The sequence below is a fragment of the Micromonospora xinjiangensis genome (genome assembly GCF_056150165.1).
Map to the genome: position 1 here is coordinate 15,379 of NZ_JAXCFO010000003.1, position 23,496 is coordinate 38,874.

Annotated in this window: 20 protein-coding genes, 3 tRNA genes and 1 pseudogene; 10 read left to right on the plus strand and 14 right to left on the minus strand. The window is 70.2% G+C overall.

What is annotated here, in order from left to right; all coding sequences use genetic code 11:
• Positions 1 to 2 precede the first annotated feature (2 nt).
• Positions 3 to 488 (plus strand): PIN-like domain-containing protein, encoded by a 486-nt coding sequence (locus SM573_RS11925; RefSeq protein WP_474616080.1) that lies wholly within the window; start codon positions 3 to 5, stop codon positions 486 to 488.
• 184 nt (positions 489 to 672) lie between these two features.
• Here the strand turns inward: SM573_RS11925 and SM573_RS11930 are convergent, their stop codons facing one another.
• The 7 genes from SM573_RS11930 to SM573_RS11960 form a co-directional block, all read right to left on the minus strand.
• On the minus strand, positions 673 to 897 hold the full coding sequence (locus SM573_RS11930; protein WP_474616081.1) for a hypothetical protein: 225 nt from the start codon (positions 895 to 897) through the stop codon (positions 673 to 675).
• 212 nt (positions 898 to 1,109) lie between these two features.
• Complete coding sequence (locus SM573_RS11935) at positions 1,110 to 4,523, minus strand: DEAD/DEAH box helicase family protein (RefSeq protein WP_474616082.1); 3,414 nt, start codon at positions 4,521 to 4,523, stop codon at positions 1,110 to 1,112.
• Positions 4,524 to 4,568: 45 nt separating this feature from the next.
• Complete coding sequence (locus SM573_RS11940; protein ID WP_474616083.1) at positions 4,569 to 5,759, minus strand: restriction endonuclease subunit S; 1,191 nt, start codon at positions 5,757 to 5,759, stop codon at positions 4,569 to 4,571.
• Positions 5,756 to 7,291 (minus strand): type I restriction-modification system subunit M, encoded by a 1,536-nt coding sequence (locus SM573_RS11945; RefSeq protein WP_474616084.1) that lies wholly within the window; start codon positions 7,289 to 7,291, stop codon positions 5,756 to 5,758. The genes SM573_RS11940 and SM573_RS11945 overlap by 4 nt, the downstream gene beginning before the upstream one ends.
• Positions 7,292 to 7,684: 393 nt before the next feature.
• A tRNA-Arg gene (locus SM573_RS11950) sits at positions 7,685 to 7,757 on the minus strand.
• 35 nt (positions 7,758 to 7,792) lie between these two features.
• Positions 7,793 to 7,883: transfer RNA gene (locus SM573_RS11955), tRNA-Ser, on the minus strand.
• 416 nt (positions 7,884 to 8,299) lie between these two features.
• Positions 8,300 to 8,749 carry a hypothetical protein gene (locus tag SM573_RS11960; RefSeq protein WP_474616085.1) on the minus strand — a complete coding sequence of 150 codons (450 nt, stop codon included), beginning with the start codon at positions 8,747 to 8,749 and terminating at the stop codon, positions 8,300 to 8,302.
• A gap of 7 nt (positions 8,750 to 8,756) precedes the next feature.
• Here SM573_RS11960 and SM573_RS11965 point away from each other — a divergent pair, with 7 nt between their 5' ends.
• Positions 8,757 to 9,359: a hypothetical protein gene (locus tag SM573_RS11965; RefSeq protein ID WP_474616086.1), complete on the plus strand. Its 603-nt coding sequence runs from the start codon at positions 8,757 to 8,759 to the stop codon at positions 9,357 to 9,359.
• 33 nt (positions 9,360 to 9,392) lie between these two features.
• Here SM573_RS11965 and SM573_RS11970 read toward each other — a convergent pair whose 3' ends face one another.
• On the minus strand, positions 9,393 to 10,163 hold the full coding sequence (locus SM573_RS11970) for a CPBP family intramembrane glutamic endopeptidase (protein WP_474616087.1): 771 nt from the start codon (positions 10,161 to 10,163) through the stop codon (positions 9,393 to 9,395).
• 144 nt (positions 10,164 to 10,307) lie between these two features.
• On the opposite strand from SM573_RS11970, the gene SM573_RS11975 reads away from it, so the two are divergent.
• Positions 10,308 to 11,423 carry a globin domain-containing protein gene (locus SM573_RS11975; protein WP_474616088.1) on the plus strand — a complete coding sequence of 372 codons (1,116 nt, stop codon included), beginning with the start codon at positions 10,308 to 10,310 and terminating at the stop codon, positions 11,421 to 11,423.
• An 80-nt stretch (positions 11,424 to 11,503) separates the two neighbouring features.
• Here the strand turns inward: SM573_RS11975 and SM573_RS11980 are convergent, their stop codons facing one another.
• The gene (locus tag SM573_RS11980; RefSeq protein ID WP_474616089.1) at positions 11,504 to 13,024 is read right to left on the minus strand and encodes a peptide deformylase; all 1,521 of its coding nucleotides are present in this window, start codon (positions 13,022 to 13,024) and stop codon (positions 11,504 to 11,506) included.
• 334 nt (positions 13,025 to 13,358) lie between these two features.
• Between SM573_RS11980 and SM573_RS11985 the strand changes: the two genes are divergently transcribed.
• Entirely contained in the window at positions 13,359 to 14,141 is a 783-nt protein-coding gene (locus tag SM573_RS11985) for a hypothetical protein (protein WP_474616090.1), read from the plus strand.
• A gap of 9 nt (positions 14,142 to 14,150) precedes the next feature.
• On the opposite strand, the gene SM573_RS11990 is transcribed toward SM573_RS11985, so the two are convergent.
• Positions 14,151 to 15,965 carry a DUF6311 domain-containing protein gene (locus tag SM573_RS11990; RefSeq protein WP_474616091.1) on the minus strand — a complete coding sequence of 605 codons (1,815 nt, stop codon included), beginning with the start codon at positions 15,963 to 15,965 and terminating at the stop codon, positions 14,151 to 14,153.
• A 210-nt stretch (positions 15,966 to 16,175) separates the two neighbouring features.
• Here SM573_RS11990 and SM573_RS11995 point away from each other — a divergent pair, with 210 nt between their 5' ends.
• A complete protein-coding gene (locus SM573_RS11995) occupies positions 16,176 to 16,886 on the plus strand; it encodes a class I SAM-dependent methyltransferase (RefSeq protein WP_474613534.1) in 711 nt (236 codons plus the stop codon).
• A 72-nt stretch (positions 16,887 to 16,958) separates the two neighbouring features.
• On the opposite strand, the gene SM573_RS12000 is transcribed toward SM573_RS11995, so the two are convergent.
• A complete protein-coding gene (locus SM573_RS12000; protein ID WP_474613533.1) occupies positions 16,959 to 17,501 on the minus strand; it encodes a YbhB/YbcL family Raf kinase inhibitor-like protein in 543 nt (180 codons plus the stop codon).
• Positions 17,502 to 17,650: 149 nt separating this feature from the next.
• On the opposite strand from SM573_RS12000, the gene SM573_RS12005 reads away from it, so the two are divergent.
• Together SM573_RS12005 and SM573_RS12010 are read left to right on the plus strand one after the other, a co-directional pair.
• Positions 17,651 to 17,809 carry a hypothetical protein gene (locus SM573_RS12005; RefSeq protein WP_474616092.1) on the plus strand — a complete coding sequence of 53 codons (159 nt, stop codon included), beginning with the start codon at positions 17,651 to 17,653 and terminating at the stop codon, positions 17,807 to 17,809.
• A 188-nt stretch (positions 17,810 to 17,997) separates the two neighbouring features.
• Positions 17,998 to 19,131 (plus strand): hypothetical protein, encoded by a 1,134-nt coding sequence (locus tag SM573_RS12010; RefSeq protein ID WP_474613531.1) that lies wholly within the window; start codon positions 17,998 to 18,000, stop codon positions 19,129 to 19,131.
• Between the two features lie 63 nt (positions 19,132 to 19,194).
• Here SM573_RS12010 and SM573_RS12015 read toward each other — a convergent pair.
• Positions 19,195 to 19,284, minus strand: a tRNA-Ser gene (locus SM573_RS12015).
• Positions 19,285 to 19,494: 210 nt separating this feature from the next.
• Here SM573_RS12015 and SM573_RS12020 point away from each other — a divergent pair.
• Positions 19,495 to 20,472 carry an NAD(P)H-quinone oxidoreductase gene (locus SM573_RS12020; RefSeq protein WP_474616093.1) on the plus strand — a complete coding sequence of 326 codons (978 nt, stop codon included), beginning with the start codon at positions 19,495 to 19,497 and terminating at the stop codon, positions 20,470 to 20,472.
• Here SM573_RS12020 and soxR read toward each other — a convergent pair.
• Positions 20,459 to 20,968, minus strand: a complete 510-nt coding sequence (gene soxR, locus SM573_RS12025; protein ID WP_474616094.1) for a redox-sensitive transcriptional activator SoxR — start codon at positions 20,966 to 20,968, stop codon at positions 20,459 to 20,461. The genes SM573_RS12020 and soxR overlap by 14 nt on opposite strands.
• A 46-nt stretch (positions 20,969 to 21,014) precedes the next feature.
• On the opposite strand from soxR, the pseudogene SM573_RS12030 reads away from it, so the two are divergent.
• Positions 21,015 to 21,760, plus strand: a pseudogene (locus tag SM573_RS12030) (transketolase).
• A 2-nt stretch (positions 21,761 to 21,762) separates the two neighbouring features.
• A complete protein-coding gene (locus SM573_RS12035; protein ID WP_474613525.1) occupies positions 21,763 to 22,656 on the plus strand; it encodes a transketolase family protein in 894 nt (297 codons plus the stop codon).
• A 49-nt stretch (positions 22,657 to 22,705) separates the two neighbouring features.
• On the opposite strand, the gene SM573_RS12040 is transcribed toward SM573_RS12035, so the two are convergent.
• Positions 22,706 to 23,410 (minus strand): glycosyltransferase family 2 protein, encoded by a 705-nt coding sequence (locus SM573_RS12040; protein WP_474613524.1) that lies wholly within the window; start codon positions 23,408 to 23,410, stop codon positions 22,706 to 22,708.
• Between the last annotated feature and the right edge of the window lie 86 nt (positions 23,411 to 23,496).

Here is a 23,496-nt window from a genome sequence, read left to right on the forward strand (position 1 = left end):
CCGTGAAGATCTTGCTCGATGAGCAGGTGCCCGAGCCTGCCCTTGATCCGCTCCGCCTCATGCTCCCCGGCCACCAGGTCGACCATGTCCAGCGGATCCGGTGGAAGGGCAAGCAAGATCTGCAGCTGATCCCCGATATGGCCACGCGCGGCTACCTCATGCTGGTCACGGCCGACACCGGCCAACTCGAAGACCATGAGGAGTGCGCCGCCATCAAGAAGGCAGGCATCCACCACGTCCGCTTCGAGCGCCACGGCAAGGGCATTGCGTCCACCGCCAGCGCAATCGCGACAGTGGTAGCCGGCGTGCCCATCATCGTGCCGCTGCTCGAGACCCAGCCGCAGCGCCTGGTTGAGCTGGGCGTGGTCAAGTGCGGCCAGACCAGATACAAGATCGTGGACCCGGAGCGGGAGCCTCCCACCCAGTACTGGCCAGGCCGCAAGACGGTGCGCCGCCGCCGTCCACCCCGACAGACTGAATCGAGCTAGGTCGCCGCACCCGCTGGCCGAGGGCCTTGATCATCCATCGACCATCGCGCGGATAGCCCACTCCTCATCGAATTCGATAGTTCACCGGCGGCCGCCGTCGCCAACAGGGACGCCGCACGTAGCCGCACTTCTACTCACCGATCGATCGCCTGCGGTCCAGGTCCGCCGTCCGCAGCTTGGACTGCTAGCGAGCTATCCGCCGCTCGGTTTCCTGGCTCACCAGGTCCTCGATCACCACCGAAGGGTTGACGCCGCGGCGGTCGGCCTCTTCGGCCACCCACTTGAAGTCGGCGGCGCTCAGCCGCACCGGGAACACCATCAACGGGGCGGGCTCGTACTCCACCTCGGCGTTGCGCCAGGCGGTCACCGGCTCGTCGATCGCGCGCAGCTCTTCACGACTCAATCTCATGGTCCCCTCCGAGCATCGTCCGACCCACTTCCGTCTCATTCTTGTGCAGCAGCCTGCCGCGGACCACCAAGACATGGTCGCCGTCGCCCGCCGGCGGGGCGGGGCGGGGCGGCCGATGCAGGCCGAGGTCGGGCCGGTGCGGGCCTGCTTGCGGCCCGCGTGGTTCCTTCCTACAGCTCAGTGCGTGAGCGTCTTCATCTCTTTTCGGCTGGCTACGCCACCTCGGCAGGGGCGGCGGTGTCTCGGACGGAGTTGAGGATCGTGATCAGGCGGTCGACGTCGGCGGACTGGAAGATCGAGTCCGGCCCCTGCGGGGCGATGTCGCTGAAGGGGGATTCGTAGAGCCGTTCGGGCTCCATGACGCCGTTCTGAGTCAGGTGGTTGATGATCAGGTTGACGAAGTTGATCTGGTTCGCGGTCAGGGTTCGGCCGGCGAGGAACTCGCCGAACGCCTCGGTGGCGGCTTCCCTGTCGAGTCCGACCAGCGAGCGGATGAACAGCCCGAGCCCGTGGGCCGAGCGGCGGGCCTCGTCGATGTCCTCGGTGCCGCCGCCGCTGGCCGCCAGCATCCGTTCCAGCTCATCGAGATCGGTCGGGGAGAGCTGCTTGTTGCGGCGCAGCTTCTGCAACGCCAGGTGATCCTCGTGGGCGCGCAGGTACACCCGCGCCTTGGCGCGGAACCGCTCGAAGTCCGTGCCGATCTTGATTCCGTTCAGCGTGACGACGGAGGGCGGGCCCACCTCGTCGGTGAAGTCGGTGTAGACGATGGCCCGCTTCGACCTCTCGATCAACTTGACCAGCCCGCGCAGGCGGCGGCGCATCAGCTCCAGCATCGGCAGGGTGACGTCCTGCCACCACTCGTCGCCGGCCACCTCGTCGAGGAGCTGCTGCTGCTCGCGGACGGCCGGGATGCTGGTCTGCTCCAGCAGCGTCGAGGCGATGTCCTGTACCTGCCGGCGCAGGCGGTCGTAGGCGGGTTCTACGTCGAGTTGGCCGAGCTGCAGGCGCAGCACCATCAGGTCGAACCGCTTGGCGGCCTCGTCCTCGTCCTTCACGGCGGTGGGCAGGCCGGCGAGGTTGCCGCCGATCTCGTCGACGGCCTCCGGGGTGAGCCGGTGCCAGTGCTCGAAGTCGACGTAGTACTCGACCAGGCGCCGCTTGGGGCGGACGACGAAGTTGTCGAGGTGGATGTTCTCCACCCGCTGGTGGAGGTTGCGGGCGAGGTCCCAGCGCAGCGCCGCCTCGCTCTGCGTCCCGTCGGCCTCCGTCTCCTCGCCTGCGTCGGAGGGGAGGCGCTGGTCGAGGCGGTAGATCAGTTCGAGCTGGGCCTTGAACAGGCGCTCGGTCAGCGACTCGCCCAGCTTGCCCTCCACTGCCTTCGGGTTGTGGTTGAAGAACTCGAAGTTTTGGCAGAAGTCGAAGATGAAGAAGTCCTGCTTGTCCTGGCCAGGGCCGTAGAGGTCCTTGCAGAGTCGGGTGCCGCGGCCGATCATCTGCCAGAACTTCGACTTCGACCGTACAATCTTGAAGAAGACCAGGTTGACGACCTCGGGTACGTCGATGCCGGTGTCGAGCATGTCCACCGAGATCGCGATGTGCGGATTCTTCTCCTTCTCGGAGAAGTCGTCGATGAGGCTCTGGGCGTACTCGGTCTTGTGGGTGATGACCCGGGCAAGGTGGCCGCGGTGCATCGGGTACGCGAGGTCGAAGCGCTTCTGGATGAAGTCGGCGTGAGCGTTGTTCTTGGCGAAGATGATGGTCTTGCCGATCCGGTCGCCGCCGGCGACGTGGTGGCCGTGGGTCATCAACGTCTCCAGCACCTTGTCCACGGTGTCGGCGTTGAACAGCCACTTGTTAACCGCGTCCGGGTCGACGCTGTCCGGAGGCCCATCGTCACCCCAGTCGAGGGCATCCCAGACGTCCTTCTCCTCCTCGGTGAGGTCGTCGTAGCGGATGCCGTCGCGCTGGAACTTCAGTGGTACGGAGACCGCCCGCGGCGGGACGAGGAAGCCTTCGTTGACCGCGTCGTCGAGGTCGTAGTGGTCGGTGGGGACGCCGTCTTCGAGGTTGAACAGGCTGTAGGTGTTGCGGTCGATCTCGTTGCGCGGCGTGGCGGTGAGCCCGACGAGCAGGCTGTCGAACCAGGAGAAGATCGCCCGGTACTTCTGGTAGACCGAGCGGTGCGCCTCGTCGATGATGACCAGGTCGAAGTAGCCGGGGCCGAAGCGCCGCTCGCCGCTCGCGGTCTCGTTGATCAGGCCCATCATGGTCGGGTACGTCGAGACGTACACCCGACCCTCGGTGTTCTTCTCGGTGACCAGGTTCACCGTCGCCGCGTCGGGCAGGTGCGCCTTGAACGCATTGACCGCCTGGTTCACCAGCGCGTTGCGGTCGGCGAGAAAGAGCACCCGCTTGACCCAGTTCGCGCGCATCAGCAGGTCGACCAGAGCGATCACGGTGCGGGTCTTGCCAGCGCCGGTCGCCATCACGACCAGCGCCTGACGCTGCCGCTGCGCCTCGAACGCCTCGCCGATGGCTCGGATCGCCCGGTGCTGGTAGTACCGCTCGACGATTTCCTGCTTGATGGCCACGTCCGCGAGTGGCTTGCGGGTGTCCCGGCGCTGGACCAGGAGCTGGAGCTCGTCCTTGGTGTAGAAGCCCTGCACGGGACGCGGGGGGTAGGCGGTGTCGTCCCAGAGCCAGGTCTCGTAGCCGTTGGTGTAGAAGTTGACCGGCCGCTGGCCATACCGCTGCTCCAGGCAGTCGGCGTACAGCTTCGCCTGCTGCTGGCCCACGGTGGCGTCCCGGCGGGTGCGTTTGGCCTCGACCACCGCGAGCGGCTTGCCGTCGTCACCCCACAGGACGTAGTCGACGTATCCGGTGCCCTTCATGTTGGGCATGCCGGTGACCTCGAACTCGCGGTCCTCCGGGCGGTCGAGCCGCCAGCCCGCCTCCCGCAGCATGAGGTCGACGTAGAGGTCGCGGGTCTGCGCCTCGTCGTAATCGTGGTCGTCGGGGCGAGCCTCGTTGGCGGCCTTCGCGGCCGCGATCTCGGCGCGCAGCTTCGCCAACTCGGCGTCGAGAGTGGCGGACTTCTCGCGCTCGGCGGCCAGCGCCGCGTCCTGGGCAGCGAGCTTGTCAGCCAGCTCCTTGAGCTCAGCCTGGGTCTGCTGCCGGACCTGGGACGGAATCGGCCGGGGGATCAGGTCCGGGTTGAAGGCCAAGGCGCTCGCGGGGACCTTGGCTCGGTCGCGGGTGTAGTGCCGGGCGATCCAGTACATGACATGGAACAGCTCGCGAACGACCGGCACCGCCTCCTTCGGCGTCACCGGCGTGCTCTTGTGCACGGCCGTGTTGCCCTGCTTGCGGATGATGTTCATCTTCGCCTGCAGGCTGTTGCCCACCAGGTTCCGCAGCGACGGCTCGTGGATCATCGCCGACAGGTCGTCCTTGTACGGCCTGGTGAGCGCGCTGTCGGCCTCGAAGAGCCAGGTGAGGGCGAGTTCGAGGGAACGCCGGGCGTAGAAGCACGAGGCCCGCGGATCGGCGACGGCCAGCCGCTCCGCCCGTAGGGCCTCGCCAAACAGCACGGGCCACTCAGCCCGCAGGAACGCGAAGTTGCTCATCCGAGCGTCAACTCCCCACAGTCGACAGCCCTCGATCTTCTCACGTCAGAGCAGCCCCCGGAAGGCCCGATCCTGCAACGACGCAAACAGCTCATCCAACTCCGCCAGGCTCGCTCTGTGCCTTGACTTGAGTTCACGGACTTCGTTGGAGCGGCGAGCGAACTCCTGCTGCACCGACAACGGAGGGCAAGGAACCTGAAATTTCTTGATGTCAGCAAGGTTGATGGTCTTTTGCGCCACGCCCCTAGCGGCTCGATCCGCCTGGCGTCGCACGACATCAGACGCCAATGCGGCGCGGAGGAATTCCGAGTTCAGAAACTGCGGATTTGGCTTGATGTGCGCAATGTGCCTCTGAAAGGCAAATTTTCTCGTCGTCCCGACAACTGCGGGGACGCCGTACGACCCGACGGTCGAGTAAAGGACATCGCCGACCTCGATCGGGCACCGACGGGTGAGTTCTTCGTGCGTCTCGTCAGAAATGAACTTGGCCGTCTCGAAGTCGATTTCTCCCGAGACAATGTTGCTGACGAAGATGAATGGGTTGCCCTTGCTGCTCCACCTTGGTGGTTGATGCGTTCCATCGGTGATGCGTGTGCAGAGTGATTGCAGCAGCTTCGCATCAACCTCCGTCTTCGACTCGTCCAGCATCTGCGTGAAGATGGACTGGGTGAGGTCGTCGAGGTGGGTGAGGGCTTGGCGACGCTTGGCGCGCAGCTCGTCCGCCCGATCCAGCACCTCCGCAATCCTCCGCTGTTCCTCGAGAGGAGGTAGCGGAAGCCCGAGCCTGAGGCAGCGCTCGATGTTCAGATTGGAGATGTTGGTTGTCTGCTGCCCGAAGCTCCTCGCAGTGGCTTGGATTCGAGGGCTCGAAAACCAGTGGTACAGGTATCGGGGATCGACCTTGGATGGATTGGCGCGGAGGACGGACACGAACCCGCCGAAGCTGGATGGCGAATCCAGTGGCGGAATCCAGCAGCACTTACCAACCAGGTTCCAACTGTTGGCGCTTGACACCAAGGTGTCCCCGGATTGCAGGAACTGATCACGTCGCTTAACGAGTGCGGAATCGACCGCCCAAACATCGGAGAGGTCGAGGTGCGTCTGGACGTTCTTGGTCCTCATGCAGAGCACGGCACCGGGCGTCTCGGCCGGCACGACATCCGACGGTTTGAAGGTGATCCCTCGGATGAAGGACGCGACCTCCCCGAGGGCAACTGTCTGAAGCGCAACCGTCACGAGAGCATCGCCTTCAGGTCGGACGTGCCCTGCTGAATCTCGGACTCCAGCCGTTCCAGCACCGCGAGGATCTCGAGCGGTGCGCGATGCTCCACCTCCTCGTGCACAACCTCCTTGTAGCGGTTGAGGCTGAGGTCGTAGCCCTGCTCGACAATGTCGGCCTTGGGTACGCAGAAGCTCTGCTCGGTCCGCGTCCGCTGCAACTCGTCGGTGTCCCGACGGAACCACCGCGCCAGCGCGTCCGGAAGGTTGTTCTTCCCGTGCTCGTCCTCGGTCAACGCCACGTCCGGCGTCGGCCCGACCTTCTCCGCCGGCAGCAGCGGTGTTCGCTTGTCGTCGAGGCTCCAGCCGTCGGCGGTCACCTCGTAGAACCAGACGTTGTCCGTGCCACCGCTGTTGGTCTTGGTGAAGAGGAGGATCGCCGTCGAGACGCCGGAGTAGGGCTTGAAGGTGCCGCTGGGCAGCTTCACCACCCCGTCGAGCTTCTGATCCTCGACCAGCATCCGGCGCAGTTCCTTGTGCGCCTTGCTCGATCCGAAGAGCACGCCGTCCGGCACGATGACGGCTGCCCGCCCGGCGGGCTTGAGCAGCCGGAGGAAGAGCGCAAGGAACAGAAGTTCTGTCTTCTTGGTCTTGACGACTCGCTGGAGGTCCTTGGACGTGCTCTCGTAGTCGAGGCTGCCGGCGAAGGGTGGGTTGGCCAGGATCAGCGAGTACTTCTCCGACTCACCACTCACGTTCTCCGCGAGCGAGTCGCGGTAGCGGATGTCGGGGCTCTCCACGCCGTGCAGCAGCATGTTCATGCTGCCGATCCGCAGCATCGTGCTGTCGAAGTCGAAGCCATGGAACATGTCTTCGTGGAAGTGCTTCCGTTGCTTCGGATCGAACAGCGCGTTCGGATGCGTCCGGCGAACGTACTCGCCAGCCTCGACGAGGAAGCCGGCGGTGCCGCAGGCTGGATCGCAGATCTCGTCGTCCGGGGTGGGCTCCATCATCTCGACCATCAGCTGGATGATGTGCCGTGACGTGCGGAACTGTCCGTTGTGCCCGGCCGTGGCGATCTTGCCGAGCATGTACTCGTAGAGGTCGCCCTTGGTGTCCCGGTCCTCCATCGGGATGTGGTCGAGCATGTCGACCACACGGGCGAGCAGTGCCGGGTTGGGGATGGTGAACCGGGCGTCCTTCATGTGGTGGGAGTACGTCGACCCGTCGCCGCCGAGCGTCCGCAGGAATGGGAAGACCCGCTGGTCGACGATCTCGAACATCTCGGCCGGCGCGGCGCTCTTGAAGTGCGACCAGCGCAGCTCGTCATACTTGCGCCCTTGATCGTCGGAGCCGTCGAAGACGAGCCGTCCGGCGTCCGGGCCGAACCGGTTGATCTTGGCCAGTTCGAGGGTGTGCAGGTCGTCCAGGCGCTTGATGAAGAGCAGGTAGGTGATCTGCTCGATCACCTCCAACGGGTTCGAGATGCCACCCGACCAGAAGGCATCCCAGACGCGGTCGATCTTGCTCTTCAGTTCACCGGTGATCACGTAGCTCGGTCCCCACCCCGTCGTACTGCCAAGTCGACCTAGGTTAGTCCCGCATCCCCGCTGGGCGGGATCGGGCGTTGGGGCGAAGACTTCACCGGGGCAGCAGCGAGGCTAATCGTCCGGCGGCGAGGGGTGGGGGCACGGCAAGTTAGAGCAGCGACCCCGGAGCATCTGACTCGTGGTCAGGGGAGCCACCCATGTCCAACCACTCACACCCACTGCACGCCGCCAGTGTCCGACCACCCCCCACGCTGCAGGAATGGCCCGCTTGGCGACTCTCCGTCACGAAAAACTGGCGTCAGCGTTTTGCGTGCCCCCCGGGGGGCACGCAAAACGCCCCCCGGGTCGATCAATATCGATCAACTGGGAGGCGTTTTCCCTGGTCAAACTGTGTGCGCCCGAAGGGACTCGAACCCCTAACCTTCTGATCCGTAGTCAGATGCTCTATCCGTTGAGCTACGGGCGCTTGTGCTCAGCCAGCCTACACGACCGACTTTCGCGCGGAGACTCCGGGATTCGAACCCGGGAGGGGCTTTTAAACCCCAACCGCATTAGCAGTGCGGCGCCATAGACCAGACTAGGCGAAGTCTCCTCGGTGACCCGCAGGCCACCGCGCCCGAGGATACAGGTCCCCACCCACCGGGGGCAAAGCGACTTCGCCGGCAACCCCGCCGGGTGTCGCCGCGCCGCACTTCCACGCTGTGCGCGGGCGTGATGAAGGCTACTCTCCATCGATATGCAGGAGCAGCCCCCGAGCGAGCCGACCCGCCGCGAGCCTGCTGACGGGGCCCGGCGGCGATCCCCCAAGGCGACCTTCACGCCGCCCGCCGTCCCCGCACCCGCACCCGAACCGGCCCCGCCGCCGGGCGACGCCCCGCGCTCCCGGCGAGCCCGGGGCGCCCCGGACGTGCTGTTCCAGCCGCCGGAGACTGACCGCCCACTGCCCCGCCAGTCGTCGGGGGCGGCGGCGGCCGGCGACGCGAGCGCACCGGCCCAGAGCGACCAGAATCAGGACGCACCGAACCAGGGCGAACCGGACCAGAGCACACCGCACCAGAGCACACCGGGCCAGAGCACACCGGGCCAGAGCACACCGGGCCAGGGAACACCGGCCGAGGCGGCCGACCGCGCGGACCAGCGGCAGGAGCCCGCAGCCACCAGGAGCACGAGACCCAGGAAGACGGCCTCCCCGGCCACCGCTGCCGGGAAGACGAAGCCGGCGAAGAAGGCGCCCGGCCGGAAGGCGACGCCGGCCAGGAAACCGAGCGCCGAAGACCCGGCGCCGTCGGCATCCGGCGCGGAGGCGCACGCCCCGGTGCCGGCACGCGCGACGAAGAAGGCGGCGGCCTCCAGCACCAGGAAGGCCGCGCCGGCCCGGAAGACCGCGCCGAGCGGGCCCGAGGTGGCCCGGCCCGCACCGCCCCCGTCGCCGGAGGTGCCCGGGCTGCGGAGGCTCACGGGCCAGGTGCTCGACCATCCCGGGTTCGCTCCGGAGCTGCTGGCCCTGGCGGCGGTCGACGCGCTCGGCCCCGGCGCGCGGGAGTGGGCCGACCGGCTTCGGGCGGCGTACCCCAAGGCGTCGCCGGACGGGTTGGCCCGCCTCGCCACCCTGCGGTTCGTACGCCTCGCCGGGGCCGGTGGGGCCACGGCGGCGCTGGCCGGTGCCCTCGCGCCGCTCGCGGAGCTGGCCTCGGTGCTCTGGACCCAGGCCAATCTGGTGCTGCACCTGGCCGCGGCCTATGGCCGGGATCCGGGCCACCCTGACCGTGCGGCCGAGCTGCTGGTGCTGACGCAGGTGCACCCGGACGCGGAGAGCGCGCGTACGGCTCTGGAGGCGGCCCGGGCCCTGGACGGGCCGGGCGACGCGCCCTGGCCGCGCGCGGCGGAGGCGGCCTGGCGGTTGGCCGCGCCGCTCGCCGCCCAGGCCGCCGGTTGGCTCGCGCTGCGGGTGGCGTCGCGGCTGGTGCCGGGCGCCGCGGTGCTCGCCGCGGCGGCCGGCGACGCCGCCGCCGCCGAGCGCCTCGCGGCCCGCGCGATCACGGCCTACCGGCCGGCACGCGGCGACTGATCGAGGCCTCGGACCCCGGGGCGGCGGCGCGCGTCAGAGCCAGTCGAACCACTCCTTCGGCAGCAGCGCGTAGCCCACGAAGGCGACCACGTCGAGCAGGGTGTGCGCGACGACCAGCGGCATGACCCGGCGGGTGCGCAGGTAGAAGAGGCTGAACACCACACCCATCACGGCGTTGCCGAGGAACGCGCCGAAGCCCTGGTAGAGGTGGTAGGAGCCGCGCAGCACGGCGCTGGCCGCGATGACCGCGCCCAGCCGCCACTGGAGCTGACGCAGCCGGGTGACCAGGTAACCGACCACGATCACCTCTTCGAGCACCGCGTTCTGCACCGCGGCGAGGATGAGCACCGGGACCGCCCACCAGACGTCGGGCAGCGCGGCCGGCACGAGGGTAGCGTTGATGCCCAACTGGGCCGCCGCCCAGAACAGCGCCAGGCCGGGCAGGCCGATCAGCGCCGCCAGGCCCGCGCCGCGGGCCAGGTCGGCCGAGGGCCGCCGGGTGTCCAGGCCGAGGGTGCGTGCCGGGTCGCCCGGGTCCCGGCTCAGCAGGTGTACGGCGAGCAGCACGGGCAGCAGCGCGAAGACGATCCCGAGCAGCTGGTACGTGAGGTCCAGCCACGGGCGGGTGGACGCGGAGGTGTTGAGCGCGGCGGTCTGCTTCGAGAGCCCTCCGTGCGCGGTCAGCTTCGCGATGATCGAGACGACGGCGTAGACGGCTGACTGGCCGAGAGACAGGCCGAGGACCAGCAGCGTCTCGGTCCCCAGCATCCGGCGGGACACCGGGCGGGTGAGCTCAAGGGTCACCGCACCACTCTGCCCGACGCGGGCCGCCGCCGGCAGCGCCGAACCGCCCTCGTGAGCCGATCGCACATTCTGTGCGACCACTCAACACGCTCCGTGGCGATTCTGTGTTCGCCCCATTCGCCGTCAGGAGAAGGAGCGAGCCGGATGGAGAACTTCGCACGGCTGTTGAAGGAGAGCTGGACCCTGGTGGAGGAGCATCGGGAGCGGCTCAGCGAGCATTTCTACGCCCGGCTGTTCCTGCTCGACCCGGACCTGCGGCAGCTCTTCCCGGTGCAGATGCGGGGGCAGGGCGACCGGCTGCTGGAAGCGATCATCACGGCGATCCACACGGTGGGCGACCCGGAGAGTTTCGACGAGTTCCTCCGCGCGCTCGGCCGCGACCACCGCAAGTACCACGTCGAGGCGGAGAACTACGCCACGATGGGCGTCGCGCTGATGGACGCCCTGCGCAGCACCGCTGGCGACGGGTGGAACCTGGAGTACGACCAGGCGTGGCGCGACGCGTACGCCTCGATCTCGGAGAAGATGCTGGCCGGGGCGGCGGCGGACGACAACCCGCCGTTCTGGCACGCGGAGGTGCTGACGCACGAGCGGCACGGGCCGGACACGGCGGTGCTGACCGTCCGCGCCCTCCAGCACCCGCTGCCGTGGAAGGCCGGCCAGTACCTGAGCCTGGAGGTGCCGCGCTACCACCCCCGGGTGTGGCGGACGTACTCGGTGGCGAACGCCCCGAACGAGGAGAACGTGCTGGAGTTCCACGTCCGCTCCACCGGCGCGGGGTGGGTCTCCGGGGCGCTGGTGCGCCGGGTGAAGCCCGGGGACCTGCTCCGGCTGGCCGCGCCGATGGGCTCGATGACCCTGGACCGCGCCTCGGAGCGGGACATCCTCTGCGTGGCGGGCGGGGTGGGGCTCGCACCGATCAAGGCGCTCGTGGAGGAGCTGGCCACCTACAACCGCACCCGCTGGGTGCACGTGTTCTACGGTGCCCGCCGCGAGGCCGACCTGTACGGGCTGGCCGGTCTCCGCGAGCTGGTCGCCGCGCACCCGTGGCTGTCGGTCACCCCGGCGTGCAGCGAGGACCCGGACTTCGACGGCGAGCAGGGCGACATCGCCGACGTGCTCGGCCGGTACGGCCCGTGGACGACGCACGACTGCTACGTCTCGGGTTCCGCCCCGATGGTGCGGTCGGCCCTGCGGGTGCTCGCAGCGGACGACGTGCCGCCCCCGCACATCCGGTACGACACCTTCGGTGAGGTCTGAGTCTTTTCTCCCCCCGATCCGGGGTGCGTGCCCCTGCCCCCTGGGGCACGCACCCCGGCCCCCGTCCCCGCTGGACCGGGTCAGTAGCGCCACGGGCGGCCGGTGTCGCGGTACTCCTCGACGGGGACCAGCGGCACCCCGGGCGTCATCCGGTCGACGTAGAGCCGTCCTTCGAGGTGATCGATCTCGTGCGCGACCAGCCGGGCCATCCCGTACTCGAACGACGTGATGATGCGGCTGCCGTCCCACTGGGCGTGCTCCACGTCGAGCCGGAGTGGCCGCGGCACGAGCCCCCGGTGGTCGAAGAAGGAGAGGCAGCCCTCGTACTGCTCGTCGGTGTCCGGTGAGACGTCGACCACCCGGGGGTTGAGCAGCACGACCGGCTCGGCGTTGCGGTCCGGTGGTCGGACGACGGCGGCCGCCCGGCCGATGCCGAGCTGCGGCGCCGCGATCCCGACGCCCTTGCTGAACGGGTGCAGTTCGTCGAGCCGGACCAGGGTCACGTGCAGACGCTCGACGACGCCGCGTGCGGTCGCCTCCTCGGCGGGCAGGTCGAACGGCCGGGCGGGCTGGCGCAGCAGGTCGTGGCCGCGCTGCACCACGCCGACGGCGCGCATCCGGTCGCTGGGGCGGACCCGGCCGTTCGGGCCGTCGTGGTCCGGTTCGGGGCGGGCCCGGAAGCGCCACTGCATGCGGTAGCGGGCGTTCAGCGGCGGGTCGTCGGTCTCCCATTCGAAGATCGCGCGGTCGCCCTCGTCCCGCCGGTGCACCGGGGTGCGCAGCGGGCCCTCCTCCGCCGAGAGGGAGGTCTCCGCGCCCCAGACCTGCGGGTCCAGGGCCGCCGGCAGATCCAGGCGTACGGCGAGATGCCGGGTGGGCAGCCGGACCGCCCGCTGGAACCAGGGGCCCCACTTCTCCGCGCCGACCTGGTACGCGTACTCGATGGTCGCCCGGTCGCCCGGGTAGAGCGGGAAGCGCCGTTCGCCGTTCTCGAAGAGCAGCCAGATCTCCTTGAACGCGTCCCGGTCGTGCTTGGCACGCCAGTGCATCGGTTCCCGCTCGCCGCCGTCGTCGCGGTAGGCCCGCAGTTGGAGCTCGGCGAAGGTGAGTGGGTGCTCCCGGTGGTGCCGGTTGGAGCGGCCCGGGTCGTTCGGATAGCGGTCCACGGCCACGCGCACCAGGTAGCGGGTGACCGGTTCGGTGCCGGCGTTGTACAGCTCCCGCTGGATGACACACCGGTAGCCCTCGTCGGTGTGGATGAGCGTGGCCAGCTCCCGCTCGACGATCAGGCCGGTGCCGGGGGGCAGCCACTGCCCGGGCAGGGACAGCTCGCGCTGCGGCAGCCCGTTGCGGGCCTGTCGCGCGTCGTCGTACTCCCGGAAGCGCTGCCAGATGACGCCGCCGGCCTCCAGGACGGCCTCGGCACGGCGCGCGAAGTCCTCCGTCGGGCGGTGCCGACGCCCCTCCACGTGGCTGACGTACGACGGGTCGAAGCCCATCAGCACGGCCAGTTGTTTCTTGGACAGCCCCCGGGCGGTCCGCTGCCGGGCGAGTTCGGCGGCGAAGGAATCGACAGCACGATCGAGGGGTGAGGTGGTCATCGGCTTCCTCGTGGCCGGGAGTATCAGTTTCACGTTCCGTGGCCGGACGCACACGGAAGTGGCACCTTGCCGACAGTCCGCTTGACAATTCACCGATGGGTGTCGATCCTGCAGCCCTCCCGGCGCTCCTCAGGAGCGTTTCCCGGGCCGGGGCAGGGGTAGTACGCCGGGGCAGGCAGCGCCGCACCCGCGGGGCCCGACCTCGTCACCACGGTGACCCAGGCCTCCGGATCAACCCGGCGTGAGCCCTTCCTGAGACCGACGAGGTGTGGTTAGGCTAGCCTTAGCTCAACGGGCCGGACGGGGGACGGGGGATGATCGAGTGACGGCGGTGATGCCTGGTCGCGATCTCGCTGCCGCCCCTCTGGCCCCGGTCACCACGGCGCTGCGCGCCATGTTCGGCACCGACGACGTCCCCGGTCTCGCGCGCGGCCTGCTGGTCGACGACGAGTTCGGCTGGTCCCCGGCGACCTCCCTGGTCGACGGCGCCCGGCTGCCGGAGCTGCTGAACGCCGCCGCCCTGCGCTGGAACGGCACCCCGCACGCCTGCGCCGCGCTCGCCTGGAAGTCGTACAGCTACTGGATCTCGCTGCCGGCGGTGCTCGGTTGGGCCTCGGCACGGCGGGTCCCGCTGCTCGACCCGTCCGACGTACTGATCCGCTTCGAGAACGACGGCCCCCTGTTCACGTTCGGGCTGCGCCGCTCGACCACCGTGGCGGTGCTGCCCAGCGACCCGCTGGCCCTCGCCGGTGACCCCCGGGTGCGGGTGGTGGCGAGCGAGGCCGACCTGCTCGGCGCGCTCCGCGCCTCCCTGCTCGACGCCCACCTGGCGCCGATGATCGAGATGATCCAGGCGAAGGTGCGGATCGGCACGCGTACGCTGCTCGGCTCGGTGGCGTCCGGCATCTCGAACGGCATCCTGCGGGCCGCGGACGGGCTGCCCGGCCCCTCTGGCGAGACGGTTGACGCGCTGCTGGGTGCGCTCGACCTCCAGGACCTGGTCGAGCTGGTCCCCGGCCCGACCGGTGAGCTGACCGTGCAGCGGCGCACGTGCTGCCTCGCCTTCACGCTGCCCAGCCCGAAGATCTGCCAGGGCTGCTGCGTACGCCAGGCCTGAGCGCGGCGATCAGTCGGTCAGCTGGCGGACATCCCACAGCCAGACACCCCCGGTGAACGTCGGCCGGATGCCGGTCATCTCGGTCATTCCCCTGCGCAGCGCGTCGGCGTGCCGGTGCGGCCCGAGGATCACCACGCCGGCCCGCCAGTACCGGAGGTCGTCGACCGCGTTCACCCGGGACTGCGGGGTGATCGGCGGCACGGCCCCGGTCTGCCGGATCACGGTGAAGAAGCTGCTCGTGGGGCGCGGTGGGGCGCTGAAGAGCGCCGCGCCCCGCTCCTCGGCGTGCGGCCGGTCGTCCGGGCCGAGGAAGTAGCCGCGGGCCAGCGGCATGTCGAGGCCCGTGACGGCCGACCAGCGCAGCGGCTCGGCGTAGTTGGTGTCCGGCAGCGGGAGAGTGACGACACTGCGGCCACCGGCGACGTACGGACGCCACGCCCCGGACGTGACGAACTGGGGCACCGGGTTGAGGTGGGTCGCCGGCAGCGGCGTCGGCACGAGGGGGAGCAGGGCCATCAGAAGCATCGTCACGGTGGCGAAGCGGATCCCGGGTCGCGCCGCCGGGTGGCGTACGGCGAGCCGGCGGGAGTGCTCCGCGCCGTACGCCAGCAGCAGGCCGATGATCGGGGTGAGGGCCAGGGCCCAGCGGGTCGGCACCACCGAGTGCAGGATCGGCAGGTCCTCGAGCGGTGCCCAGAGACCGGGCACGCCGGTCTCCCGGCCGTCGAAGATCACCTCGCGGCCGAGCGAGAGCACCGCGAAGAGCAGCCCGAGCACGGCGAGCCCGAGCACCACCAGGTTGCGCCGCAGCCACCAGACCATGGCGAGCACGAGCACCACGAGCGCCCACCCGAAGAAGCTGTTCTCCTCGGTCGGGTTCTTCGCCAGCCCGAGGGCGGTGCGCGGGCTGCCGGCGAGCGACTCCCGCGAGTACGCGACGAACGACGCCAGGTCGCTCGAGTAGCCGCGGATCAGCCGGGACAGCCCCTGATAGGCACCGGGGCCGAAGAACTGGACGTAGAGCGGGTAGGCGAGCAGCACGAGGGCGACGACGGCGGCGACGCCCAGGCCGGCGAGGAAGGGACGGGCGCGCTGCCGCAGCTCCGCCCGGCCGACGGCCAGCACGGCCACGATCACGCCGAGCCCGATGGCGGTCATCAGCAGGATCTCGAGGTTGAGGAACGCCTGCCAGACGATCACCAACGCGAGCAGCACGCCGTTGCGGAGCCACCGGCCGGGCTCGGCGAGGCGCAGGGTCCGCCAGATGATCAGCGGGACCACGAACTGCGACACGATGTTCGGGTGGGCGTTGGCGTGCGACACCATGGCGGGCGCGAAGGCGCAGAATGCGGCCCCCAGCCAGGCGGGGCCCCGGGCCCCGATCAGCACCCGGGAGAAAAGGAAGTACCAGGCGACCCCGGTGGCAATCATTCCGAAGGTGAGAAAGAGCAGGAAGGAGGCGCGGGGACCAAAGAGCAGGGTGACCGGAGTCAGCGGCAGAGAAACGGATAATACGGACGTATTAGCCATCAAATTGACGCCGTCCGGCACATTCATCTGGTCCGAGTGGAACGGGTACGCGAAATGCGTCACCACTCGGGCACCGTGCGCCATCATCCACTCGAACTGGGCCTGATCGGACCGGTTGTCCCGGATGCCGTTGCGGGGGTCGAGCCAGAGTCGCGCGGTGACCCAGAAGGCCAGCGCCACGAAGCTCAACACGGCCAGGGCATCGATCCGACGCCCCCTCCCGAGACGGTCGCCGGCCTCCGGCGCCCCCGCCGCGGGGCGGTCCCCCGGCGCGTCCGAATCAGGAGTAGTCATAACAATTCTGAGCGTAGTCAGCGTATGGCGTGGACGTGACATGTTTCGGGGTACTGCCGTACTATGTGCCGGGTTCGCCGACCGCCGATCACGTGCCAGCCCCCGACCGCATTTCGGCCATCAGGTTGCCCCGATTCTTCTGCCGCCGCGCGGATGATTCACTCTGTCGGTCCCGGCGCGGGTCGAGTTCATACCGTGAGGAATCGACGCATGGCAGAAATCACTGGTGATCAGCGCGTCCAGTCCGAGGTGCTGGAGGGTCTGGCGACGGCGGTGAACCACCGCCGCTGGTTCGTCGAGCTGGCCGTGCCGTACCTGGGCGACAACCCCATCGAGATCGGCAGTGGGCTCGGCGACTACGCGCTGGAGTGGGCCGAGCGGGTGCCCCGCTTCACCGCCACCGAGGCGGACCCGGACCGCCTCGTCCAGCTCAAGGAACGGCTGGCCGACCGGCCGACCATCGACGTGCGGCAGATGCTGCTGCCGCACTCCGAGCGCGGGGACTACAGCGCGGCGGTCTCGTACAACGTGCTGGAGCACATCGAGGACCACGTGAGCGCCCTGCGCAGCATGCGCGACCTGGTCCGGCCCGGCGGCGCGGTGATCATCATCGTGCCGGCGTTCCAGTTCGCCATGAGCCCGGCGGACATCGCCACCGGCCACGTCCGCCGCTACACGAAGCGGACGCTCGGCGCGGCGATGACCGAGGCCGGCCTGATCGTCGAGACGATGCACTACGCGAACGCGCTCGGCCTGCTCGGCTACTTCATGGCGACCAAGGTCTTCCGGCTGATGCCGAAGGAAGGCCCGATGGTCAAGATCTACGACACCCTCGTGCTCCCGGCGACCAAGGCCGCGGAGCAGGTCGTCCGGCCGCCCTTCGGCCAGTCCGTCTTCGCCGTCGCGCGGGTGCCCGCCTGACCGTCCCCTCCCGCGATCCACGTCGGGCCGGCACTGCCCGGTCGTGGGTCGCGGGAAGGGCGCGAGGTCAGCTCACTCCTTGACCTGGAACGTCGGCCGGATGACGGCCCGGGCCAGGGTGTGGAAGGCCAGGTTGAAGCCGACGTACGCCGGAGTGGCGTCCGGGGTCAGGTCCAGCCGGTCGACGTCGAGGGCGTGCACCGCGAAGACGTACCGGTGCGGGCGGTCACCGGCCGGCGGCGCGGCGCCGCCGTAGCCCTGCTCGCCGTAGTCGCTGCGGACCGAGAACGCACCCCCGAGGTCGCTGCCCCCGGCGCCGCCCGCGCCCCGGGGCAGCTGGGTCACGTTCACCGGCACGTTCACCAGCACCCAGTGCCAGAACCCGCTGCCCGTCGGGGCGTCCGGGTCGAAGCAGGTCACCGTGAAGCTGCGGGTGTCGGCCGGGAAGTCCGACCAGGTGAGCTGCGGCGAGAGGTTCTCGCCGCCGACGCTCGGGTGCGCGTGCCGTACGTCCATCGGCTCGCCGTTCTGCACGTCTTCGCTGGTCAGCGTGAACGACGGCACGGTCGGCAACAGTTCGTACGGATCCGGGGCGATCGGTCGTTCCAAGGTCATCGAGACGCGTCCTTCCCATGTGCACGCAAAGATCCTGCGATCTTCTTCTTACCCTGCCGCACTACGGCAATCGACCGGAAGCGGCAGGTGCGGATGAACCGTTCGTCTCCCTACCTTTGACGGTAGGTAACCGTCCCGGGAGAAGATTCTTGGCCAACGTGTGGCGCGACTTCTTCGCGGCGATCGTGACGTCGGTCCGGCGCCGGCCGGACGAGCGCGCGATCGACGAGGAGCGCCGCCGCGCGGTCGAACGGCTGGCCGAGGAGAAGATCCGCCAGGAGCGACGACGCACGGAGACGCCGGAGTAGGGCAACCCCGGCACACCGACCCGGCCGCCGCGCGACGACCCCCGCCCGCACGGCCGGGCGTCCGCCGGGGAAACCGACCGCCAACGCCCCTGCCATGGTTAGAGTCAGCAGCGGAGCCGGCCGGTTCGTCCGGGTTTCTCCCCGGCCCGCCGGGGGAGTGCCGGCCCAGAAGGCGATGGACGTCGAACATGACCGGGGCAGGTGGAGCGGACGATCCGGGCGCGGCCCGTCCACATCCCGGTCCGCACCTGCCCGCACAGCCGGCGGGCCGCCAGCCGACCCTCGGCCTGGCCGGGCTGACGTTCGTCGTACCGTTCTTCTTCCTGCTCGCCTCCGCCCTCGGCGACGCCGAGGCGTCGTTGCTGGTGCTCGGCGCCCTGACCACCTTCGCGCTGCCGGTGATCGCGACCATCGCGTTCTGGTGGCAGGACTGGCCGGGGAGCCGGCTGCGGCCCGGCTGGTCCGGCCTCACCGACACCATCGTGATCGGGGTCGGCGCGGTGCTGCTGACCATCCTCGGTCAGGCCGTCACGAGCCGGGTCGACCTGCGCGGCGTATTCGACCCCGACCCCGGCCCCGGGCATCCCCCCACGTTCCCGGTGACCCTCGCGCTGGGCGCGGCGGCGTTCACGGTCATCCTCCACCTCACGCTGGTCTGCGAGGGCTGGCCGGTACGCCGGCTCGGCTGGTTCCGGGGCGGGATCGTCGCGCTGGTCCTCTCGGTGGCGATCTCCGTGGTGGCGTACCTGCTCCTGGTCAACCTGGACGACGTACCGGCCGCGCTGCGGGAGTCCCAGCGGCTGCGCAACCCCGGTGGCCCGGTCCCGGTGACGACGTACAGCGCGGTGTTGCTCGTCCTCGGCGTGTGGCAGGTGCTGCTCTTCGTCGCCCTGCGCGGCTGGCCCTTCACCCGCATCGACCGGGACGGCGTCCGGTTGGCCGCACGCAACGCGGCCGTCGTGGTCGGCACCGCGGCCAGCTTCCCGCTGCTGTGGTGGTCGACCGGTCGCGACGCCGACCTCCTCAACGCCGTCGGCGGCACCGTGATCGCCGCGGCCCTGCTGGTGTCGATGCTCTTCGACGGCTGGCCGGCCACCCGCTTCGGCACCGGCGCGGGGCGGCTCGCCGTCCTGCCCGTGGTCGGCGTCGTCGCGGCGGTGCTGTACCTGGCGCTGTCGGCGTACGCCGCCGGGATCGACTGGACCCGGACCACCGCCGATGGCTGGGTGGCGCTCGCCGCGCTGAACTACCTCGCCCTGGGCGTGGTCGTGCACGTCGCCGTCTGGCGGCGCTGGCCCGTGCTGGTCACCGCGCCTCGGTGACACCCCGCTAGGGTCGCCTGCGCGTCCTGACCGGGGAGTGCCCTGGTCAGGGGCGTTCGCGGTTGGCGGAGGGTGTGGGATTCGAACCCACGAGGACGTTGCCGCCCTACCGGTTTTCAAGACCAGCGCCATCGGCCACTAGGCGAACCCTCCCGGACCGCGACCCACGGGTACGCGGACGTGCCTAGTCTGCCATGCCGTCCGGCCGTTCGGACGAGGCGGCACCCGGCCGAGGATGATCATTCGGGTCACCCGGAGCGGCCCGGTCGCCGCCTCCCCGGTCCACTGTGGTTGCCGGTCCCGGGCCGCCCGCTGTTTCCGGCCGGTGCGTGGCGAGCCGCACAGTTCGGGTATGACTGAGCCATGCGTGCGATCACCGTTGTGGAGCCGGGCGGCCCCGAAGCACTGGTCTGGGCCGAGGTGCCCGATCCCGAACCGGCTCCCGACGAGGTGGTCGTGGACGTGCGGGCCAGCGCCGTCAACCGGGCGGACCTGCTGCAACGGCAGGGGCACTATCCGCCACCGGCGGGCGCACCGGCGTACCTCGGCCTGGAGTGCTCCGGCGTGATCAGCGCGATCGGGTCGGAGGTCACCGACTGGCGGGTCGGTCAGGAGGTCTGCGCGCTGCTGGCCGGCGGCGGGTACGCCGAGCGGGTGGCGGTGCCCGCCGGGCAGTTGCTGCCGCTGCCGGGCGGCGTCGAGCTGGCCGACGCGGCGGCGCTGCCCGAGGTGGCGTGCACGGTCTGGTCGAACGTCGTGCGGCTGGCCGGGCTGCGTGCCGGCGAGACCCTGCTGGTGCACGGCGGTGGCAGCGGGATCGGCACCTTCGCGATCCAGCTGGGCGTGGCCCTCGGCGCCACCGTCGTGGTGACCGCGCGTGCCGCGAAGCACGAGCAGCTGCGCGCCCTGGGCGCGGCGCACACGATCGACTACCGGGAGCAGCACTTCGTCGACGAGGTGCGCCAGGTCACCGACGGCCGGGGCGCGGACGTCATCCTCGACATCATGGGGGCGAGCTACCTGGGCCGGAACGTGGCCGCGCTGGCCACCGGCGGGCGGCTCGTGGTGATCGGGCTCCAGGGGGGCCGGAAGGGTGAGCTGGACCTGAGCGCGCTCATGGCGAAGCGGGCCACGGTCGCCGGCACCACCCTGCGCTCCCGTCCGGTCGCCGAGAAGGCGGCGATCGTCCGGGGCGTCCGGGACGAGGTGTGGCCACTGGTCGAGGCGGGCCGGATCCGCCCGGTCGTGGACCGCCGGATGCCGATGTCGGAGGCCGCTGCGGCGCACCGGCTGGTCGAGCGCAGCGACCACCTCGGCAAGGTGCTGCTCACGACCGGGTGAGGTCGGCGGCCAGCTCGACCGCGGGCTCGTCCGCCGGCTCGTCCGCCGGCTCGTCCGCGGGGCCGGGCAGCACGAGCCGGGGCCCCGGCCCTTCCCCGCCCAGCGTGTCTCCCGGGTTGTAGAGCGAGCAGCGCTGCAACGACAGGCAGCCGCAGCCGATGCAGCCGTCCAGGTCGTCGCGGAGCTTGGTCATCAGCCGGATCCGCTCGTTGAGCCGCTCCCGCCAGACGGTGGAGAGGCGCGCCCAGTCGGAGGCCGTCGGCGTACGGGAGGCGGGCAGGGAGTCAAGTGCTGCCCGGATCTCGTCCAGCGAGATGCCGACCTGCTGGGAGATCCGGATGAACGCCACCCGGCGCAGCTCGGACCGGGCGTACCGGCGCTGGTTGCCGCCGGTGCGGTCGGCGCGGATCAGGCCGAGCCGCTCGTAGTAGCGCAGCGCCGAGGGCGCCACCCCGCTGCGGGTGGAGAGCTGACCGATGGTGAGGGATTCCTGCATCCTGTCGCCTTGAGTTAAAGTGCGCTTCAACTTGCAGGCTACCGGCATGACGATGACTACTGCCAACGAACCCCTTCCGGTCGGCGCAGGGCCACACGGCCCCGGCTCGGGGCCGCCGGCCGTGCCCGGGCCGGTCGCCGCCCCGCTGGAGCGGTTACGCGCCGGCCGCGAGTTCGCGGCCAACGTCTACTCCACCGTCGACGTGCTCTGGGTGCTCTACGACCGCGTGCTTCGTGTCACGCCCGACACCGTCGACGATCCGGACCGGGACCGCTTCCTCCTGTCGAAGGGGCACGCCGTCGCCGGCTACTACGCGGTGCTGGCCGCGAAGGGGTTCCTCCCCGGTGACTGGCTCGACGACCAGGGCGGGCCCGGCAGCCGGCTCGGCGACCACCCCGACCGCACCCTGGTCCCCGGTGTGGAGATCGGCTCCGGGTCGCTCGGCCACGGGCTCGGGCTCGGCGTCGGCACCGCGCTCGGCCTCCGCGCCCAGGGCCGGCTCACCCCCCGGGTGTACGTCCTGCTCGGTGACGCGGAGCTGGACGAGGGCTCCAACCACGAGGCCATCGCGTACGCGGGGGCGACGGGCCTCGCCACCCTGACCGCCATCGTCACGACAACGGCTCGGCCACACACGGCTGGCCCGGCGGCGCGGCGGCCCGGTTCACGGTGAACGGCTGGAGCGCGGCCACCGTCGACGGGCGCGACCACGAGGCCCTGTACCGCGCCCTGACAGACCACGACAACCACCGGCCGCACGTCGTCGTCGCGGTCGTCGACGGGGAGGAGTGACCATGCGGCAGACCTTCGTCGACACCACCACCGCACTGCTCGCCGAGGATCCGCGGACCGCGCTGGTGCTCGCCGACATCTCCGCCGCCGCCTTCGCACCGGCCGCCGCGCGGCACCCCGACCGGGTGCTCAACGTGGGCATCCGCGAGCAGCTCATGGTCGGGGTGGCCGGCGGGCTCGCGCTCACCGGGCTGCGGCCGATCGTGCACAGCTACGCCCCGTTCCTGGTCGAGCGGGCGTACGAGCAGCTCAAGCTGGACCTGGACCACCAGGGGGCGACCGCCGTGCTGGTCAGCGTCGGGGCGTCGTACGACCGGGCGGCGGCCGGCCGTACGCACCTCTCACCGGCCGACGTCTCGTTGATCGACACCCTGCACGGGTGGACCGTGCACGTCCCCGGGCACCCGGACGAGGTGCCGCCGCTGCTGCGCGACGCGGTGGCCGGCGACGGCTCGGCGTACGTGCGTCTCTCCACCAGCCGGAACGACCGACCCCACGGCGGCGACGGTGCGCTGACGGTCGTCCGGAACGCCCGGCCCGGCGCGCCACTGCTGGTGGCGGTCGGTCCGACCCTGGACGCGGCGCTGGCCGCGGTCACCGACCTGCCGGTCACCGTGGCGTACACCCACCGGGCCCGGCCGTTCGACACCGTCGGCCTGCGGGCGCTGGCCGGCACGGACGTGATCCTGGTCGAGCCCTACCTGGCCGGAACGTCGACCCGGGTCGTGGCGACGGCGCTCGCCGACCGGCCGCACCGGCTGCTCGCCCTCGGCGTGGGTCGGAAGGACCTGCGCCGATACGGCTCGCCGGAGGATCACACCCGGTGGCACGGGCTGGACGCGGCCGGCCTGCGCCGGTCCGTCACCGGGTTCCTGGAGCCGGCGCTGCTCGCATGAGAGGAGGCCCCTCGTCGCGCTCGGCGTGACGAGGGGCCTCTCTGCGAGATCAGTGGGCCGACGCGGGCGGGCGACGGCGGGTGCGCTCGCGACCGAGGATCCAGATCGCCTCGACGCCGTCCTTCCAGGTGATCTTCTTGCCCTCGGCGCGCCCCCGCGCGCGGTAGCTGATCGGCACCTCGTAGGGGCGGATCCGCCGACGCAGCAGCTTCCCGGTCACCTCGGCCTCCATGCCGAAGCCGTGGGAGCGGATGTTGAGCGAGCGGTAGAGCGCCACCGGCATCAGCTTGAAGCAGGTCTCCAGGTCGCCGATGTAGGAGTTGAACAGCACGTTGGCGGCCATCGTGACGCCCTTGTTGCCCATCACGTACCAGAAGCTGTAGGCGCTGTGGCTGCCGAAGGTGCGGTTGCCGTAGACGACGGTGGCCCGGCCGTCGAGCACCGGGTCGAGCAGCTTGGGGATGTCCTGCGGGTCGTACTCCAGGTCGGCGTCGAGGATGACCATGTATTCGCCCTCGGCGTTGTCGACGGCCGTCTTGATGGCCGCCCCCTTGCCCGCGTTGCGCGGGTGGGTGATGACCCGGACGCGCTGGTCGTCGGTGCGGCCGAGGATCTCGCCGGTGCCGTCCCGGCTGCCGTCGTCGACGACGATCAGCTCGATCTCGCACGGATAGTCGACCGCCAATGCCTGCTTGAGGGCATCCGCGATGCGTTCTTCCTCGTTGTAGACCGGCATGAGGATCGAGAGCTTCACGGGAGTTCTCCACAGGGGCGACGACGTGTCGGCCATAGCCTAGCCTGGCCCTCGGCCAGCCGCTGCCTCCCTCCCTCCCGCATCCG

What these genes read in the sequence shown, in the direction of transcription:
- SM573_RS12035 (WP_474613525.1), top strand. Translation starts at nt 21,763, where the DNA reads ATGCGGCAGACCTTCGTCGACACCACCACCGCACTGCTCGCCGAGGAT.
- SM573_RS11930 (WP_474616081.1), bottom strand. Translation starts at nt 897, where the DNA reads ATGAGATTGAGTCGTGAAGAGCTGCGCGCGATCGACGAGCCGGTGACC.
- SM573_RS11990 (WP_474616091.1), bottom strand. Translation starts at nt 15,965, where the DNA reads ATGACTACTCCTGATTCGGACGCGCCGGGGGACCGCCCCGCGGCGGGG.
- SM573_RS11995 (WP_474613534.1), top strand. Translation starts at nt 16,176, where the DNA reads ATGGCAGAAATCACTGGTGATCAGCGCGTCCAGTCCGAGGTGCTGGAG.
- SM573_RS11975 (WP_474616088.1), top strand. Translation starts at nt 10,308, where the DNA reads ATGGAGAACTTCGCACGGCTGTTGAAGGAGAGCTGGACCCTGGTGGAG.
- SM573_RS12020 (WP_474616093.1), top strand. Translation starts at nt 19,495, where the DNA reads ATGCGTGCGATCACCGTTGTGGAGCCGGGCGGCCCCGAAGCACTGGTC.
- SM573_RS11935 (WP_474616082.1), bottom strand. Translation starts at nt 4,523, where the DNA reads ATGAGCAACTTCGCGTTCCTGCGGGCTGAGTGGCCCGTGCTGTTTGGC.
- SM573_RS12010 (WP_474613531.1), top strand. Translation starts at nt 17,998, where the DNA reads ATGACCGGGGCAGGTGGAGCGGACGATCCGGGCGCGGCCCGTCCACAT.
- SM573_RS11985 (WP_474616090.1), top strand. Translation starts at nt 13,359, where the DNA reads ATGCCTGGTCGCGATCTCGCTGCCGCCCCTCTGGCCCCGGTCACCACG.
- SM573_RS11980 (WP_474616089.1), bottom strand. Translation starts at nt 13,024, where the DNA reads ATGACCACCTCACCCCTCGATCGTGCTGTCGATTCCTTCGCCGCCGAA.
- SM573_RS12000 (WP_474613533.1), bottom strand. Translation starts at nt 17,501, where the DNA reads ATGACCTTGGAACGACCGATCGCCCCGGATCCGTACGAACTGTTGCCG.
- soxR (WP_474616094.1), bottom strand. Translation starts at nt 20,968, where the DNA reads ATGCAGGAATCCCTCACCATCGGTCAGCTCTCCACCCGCAGCGGGGTG.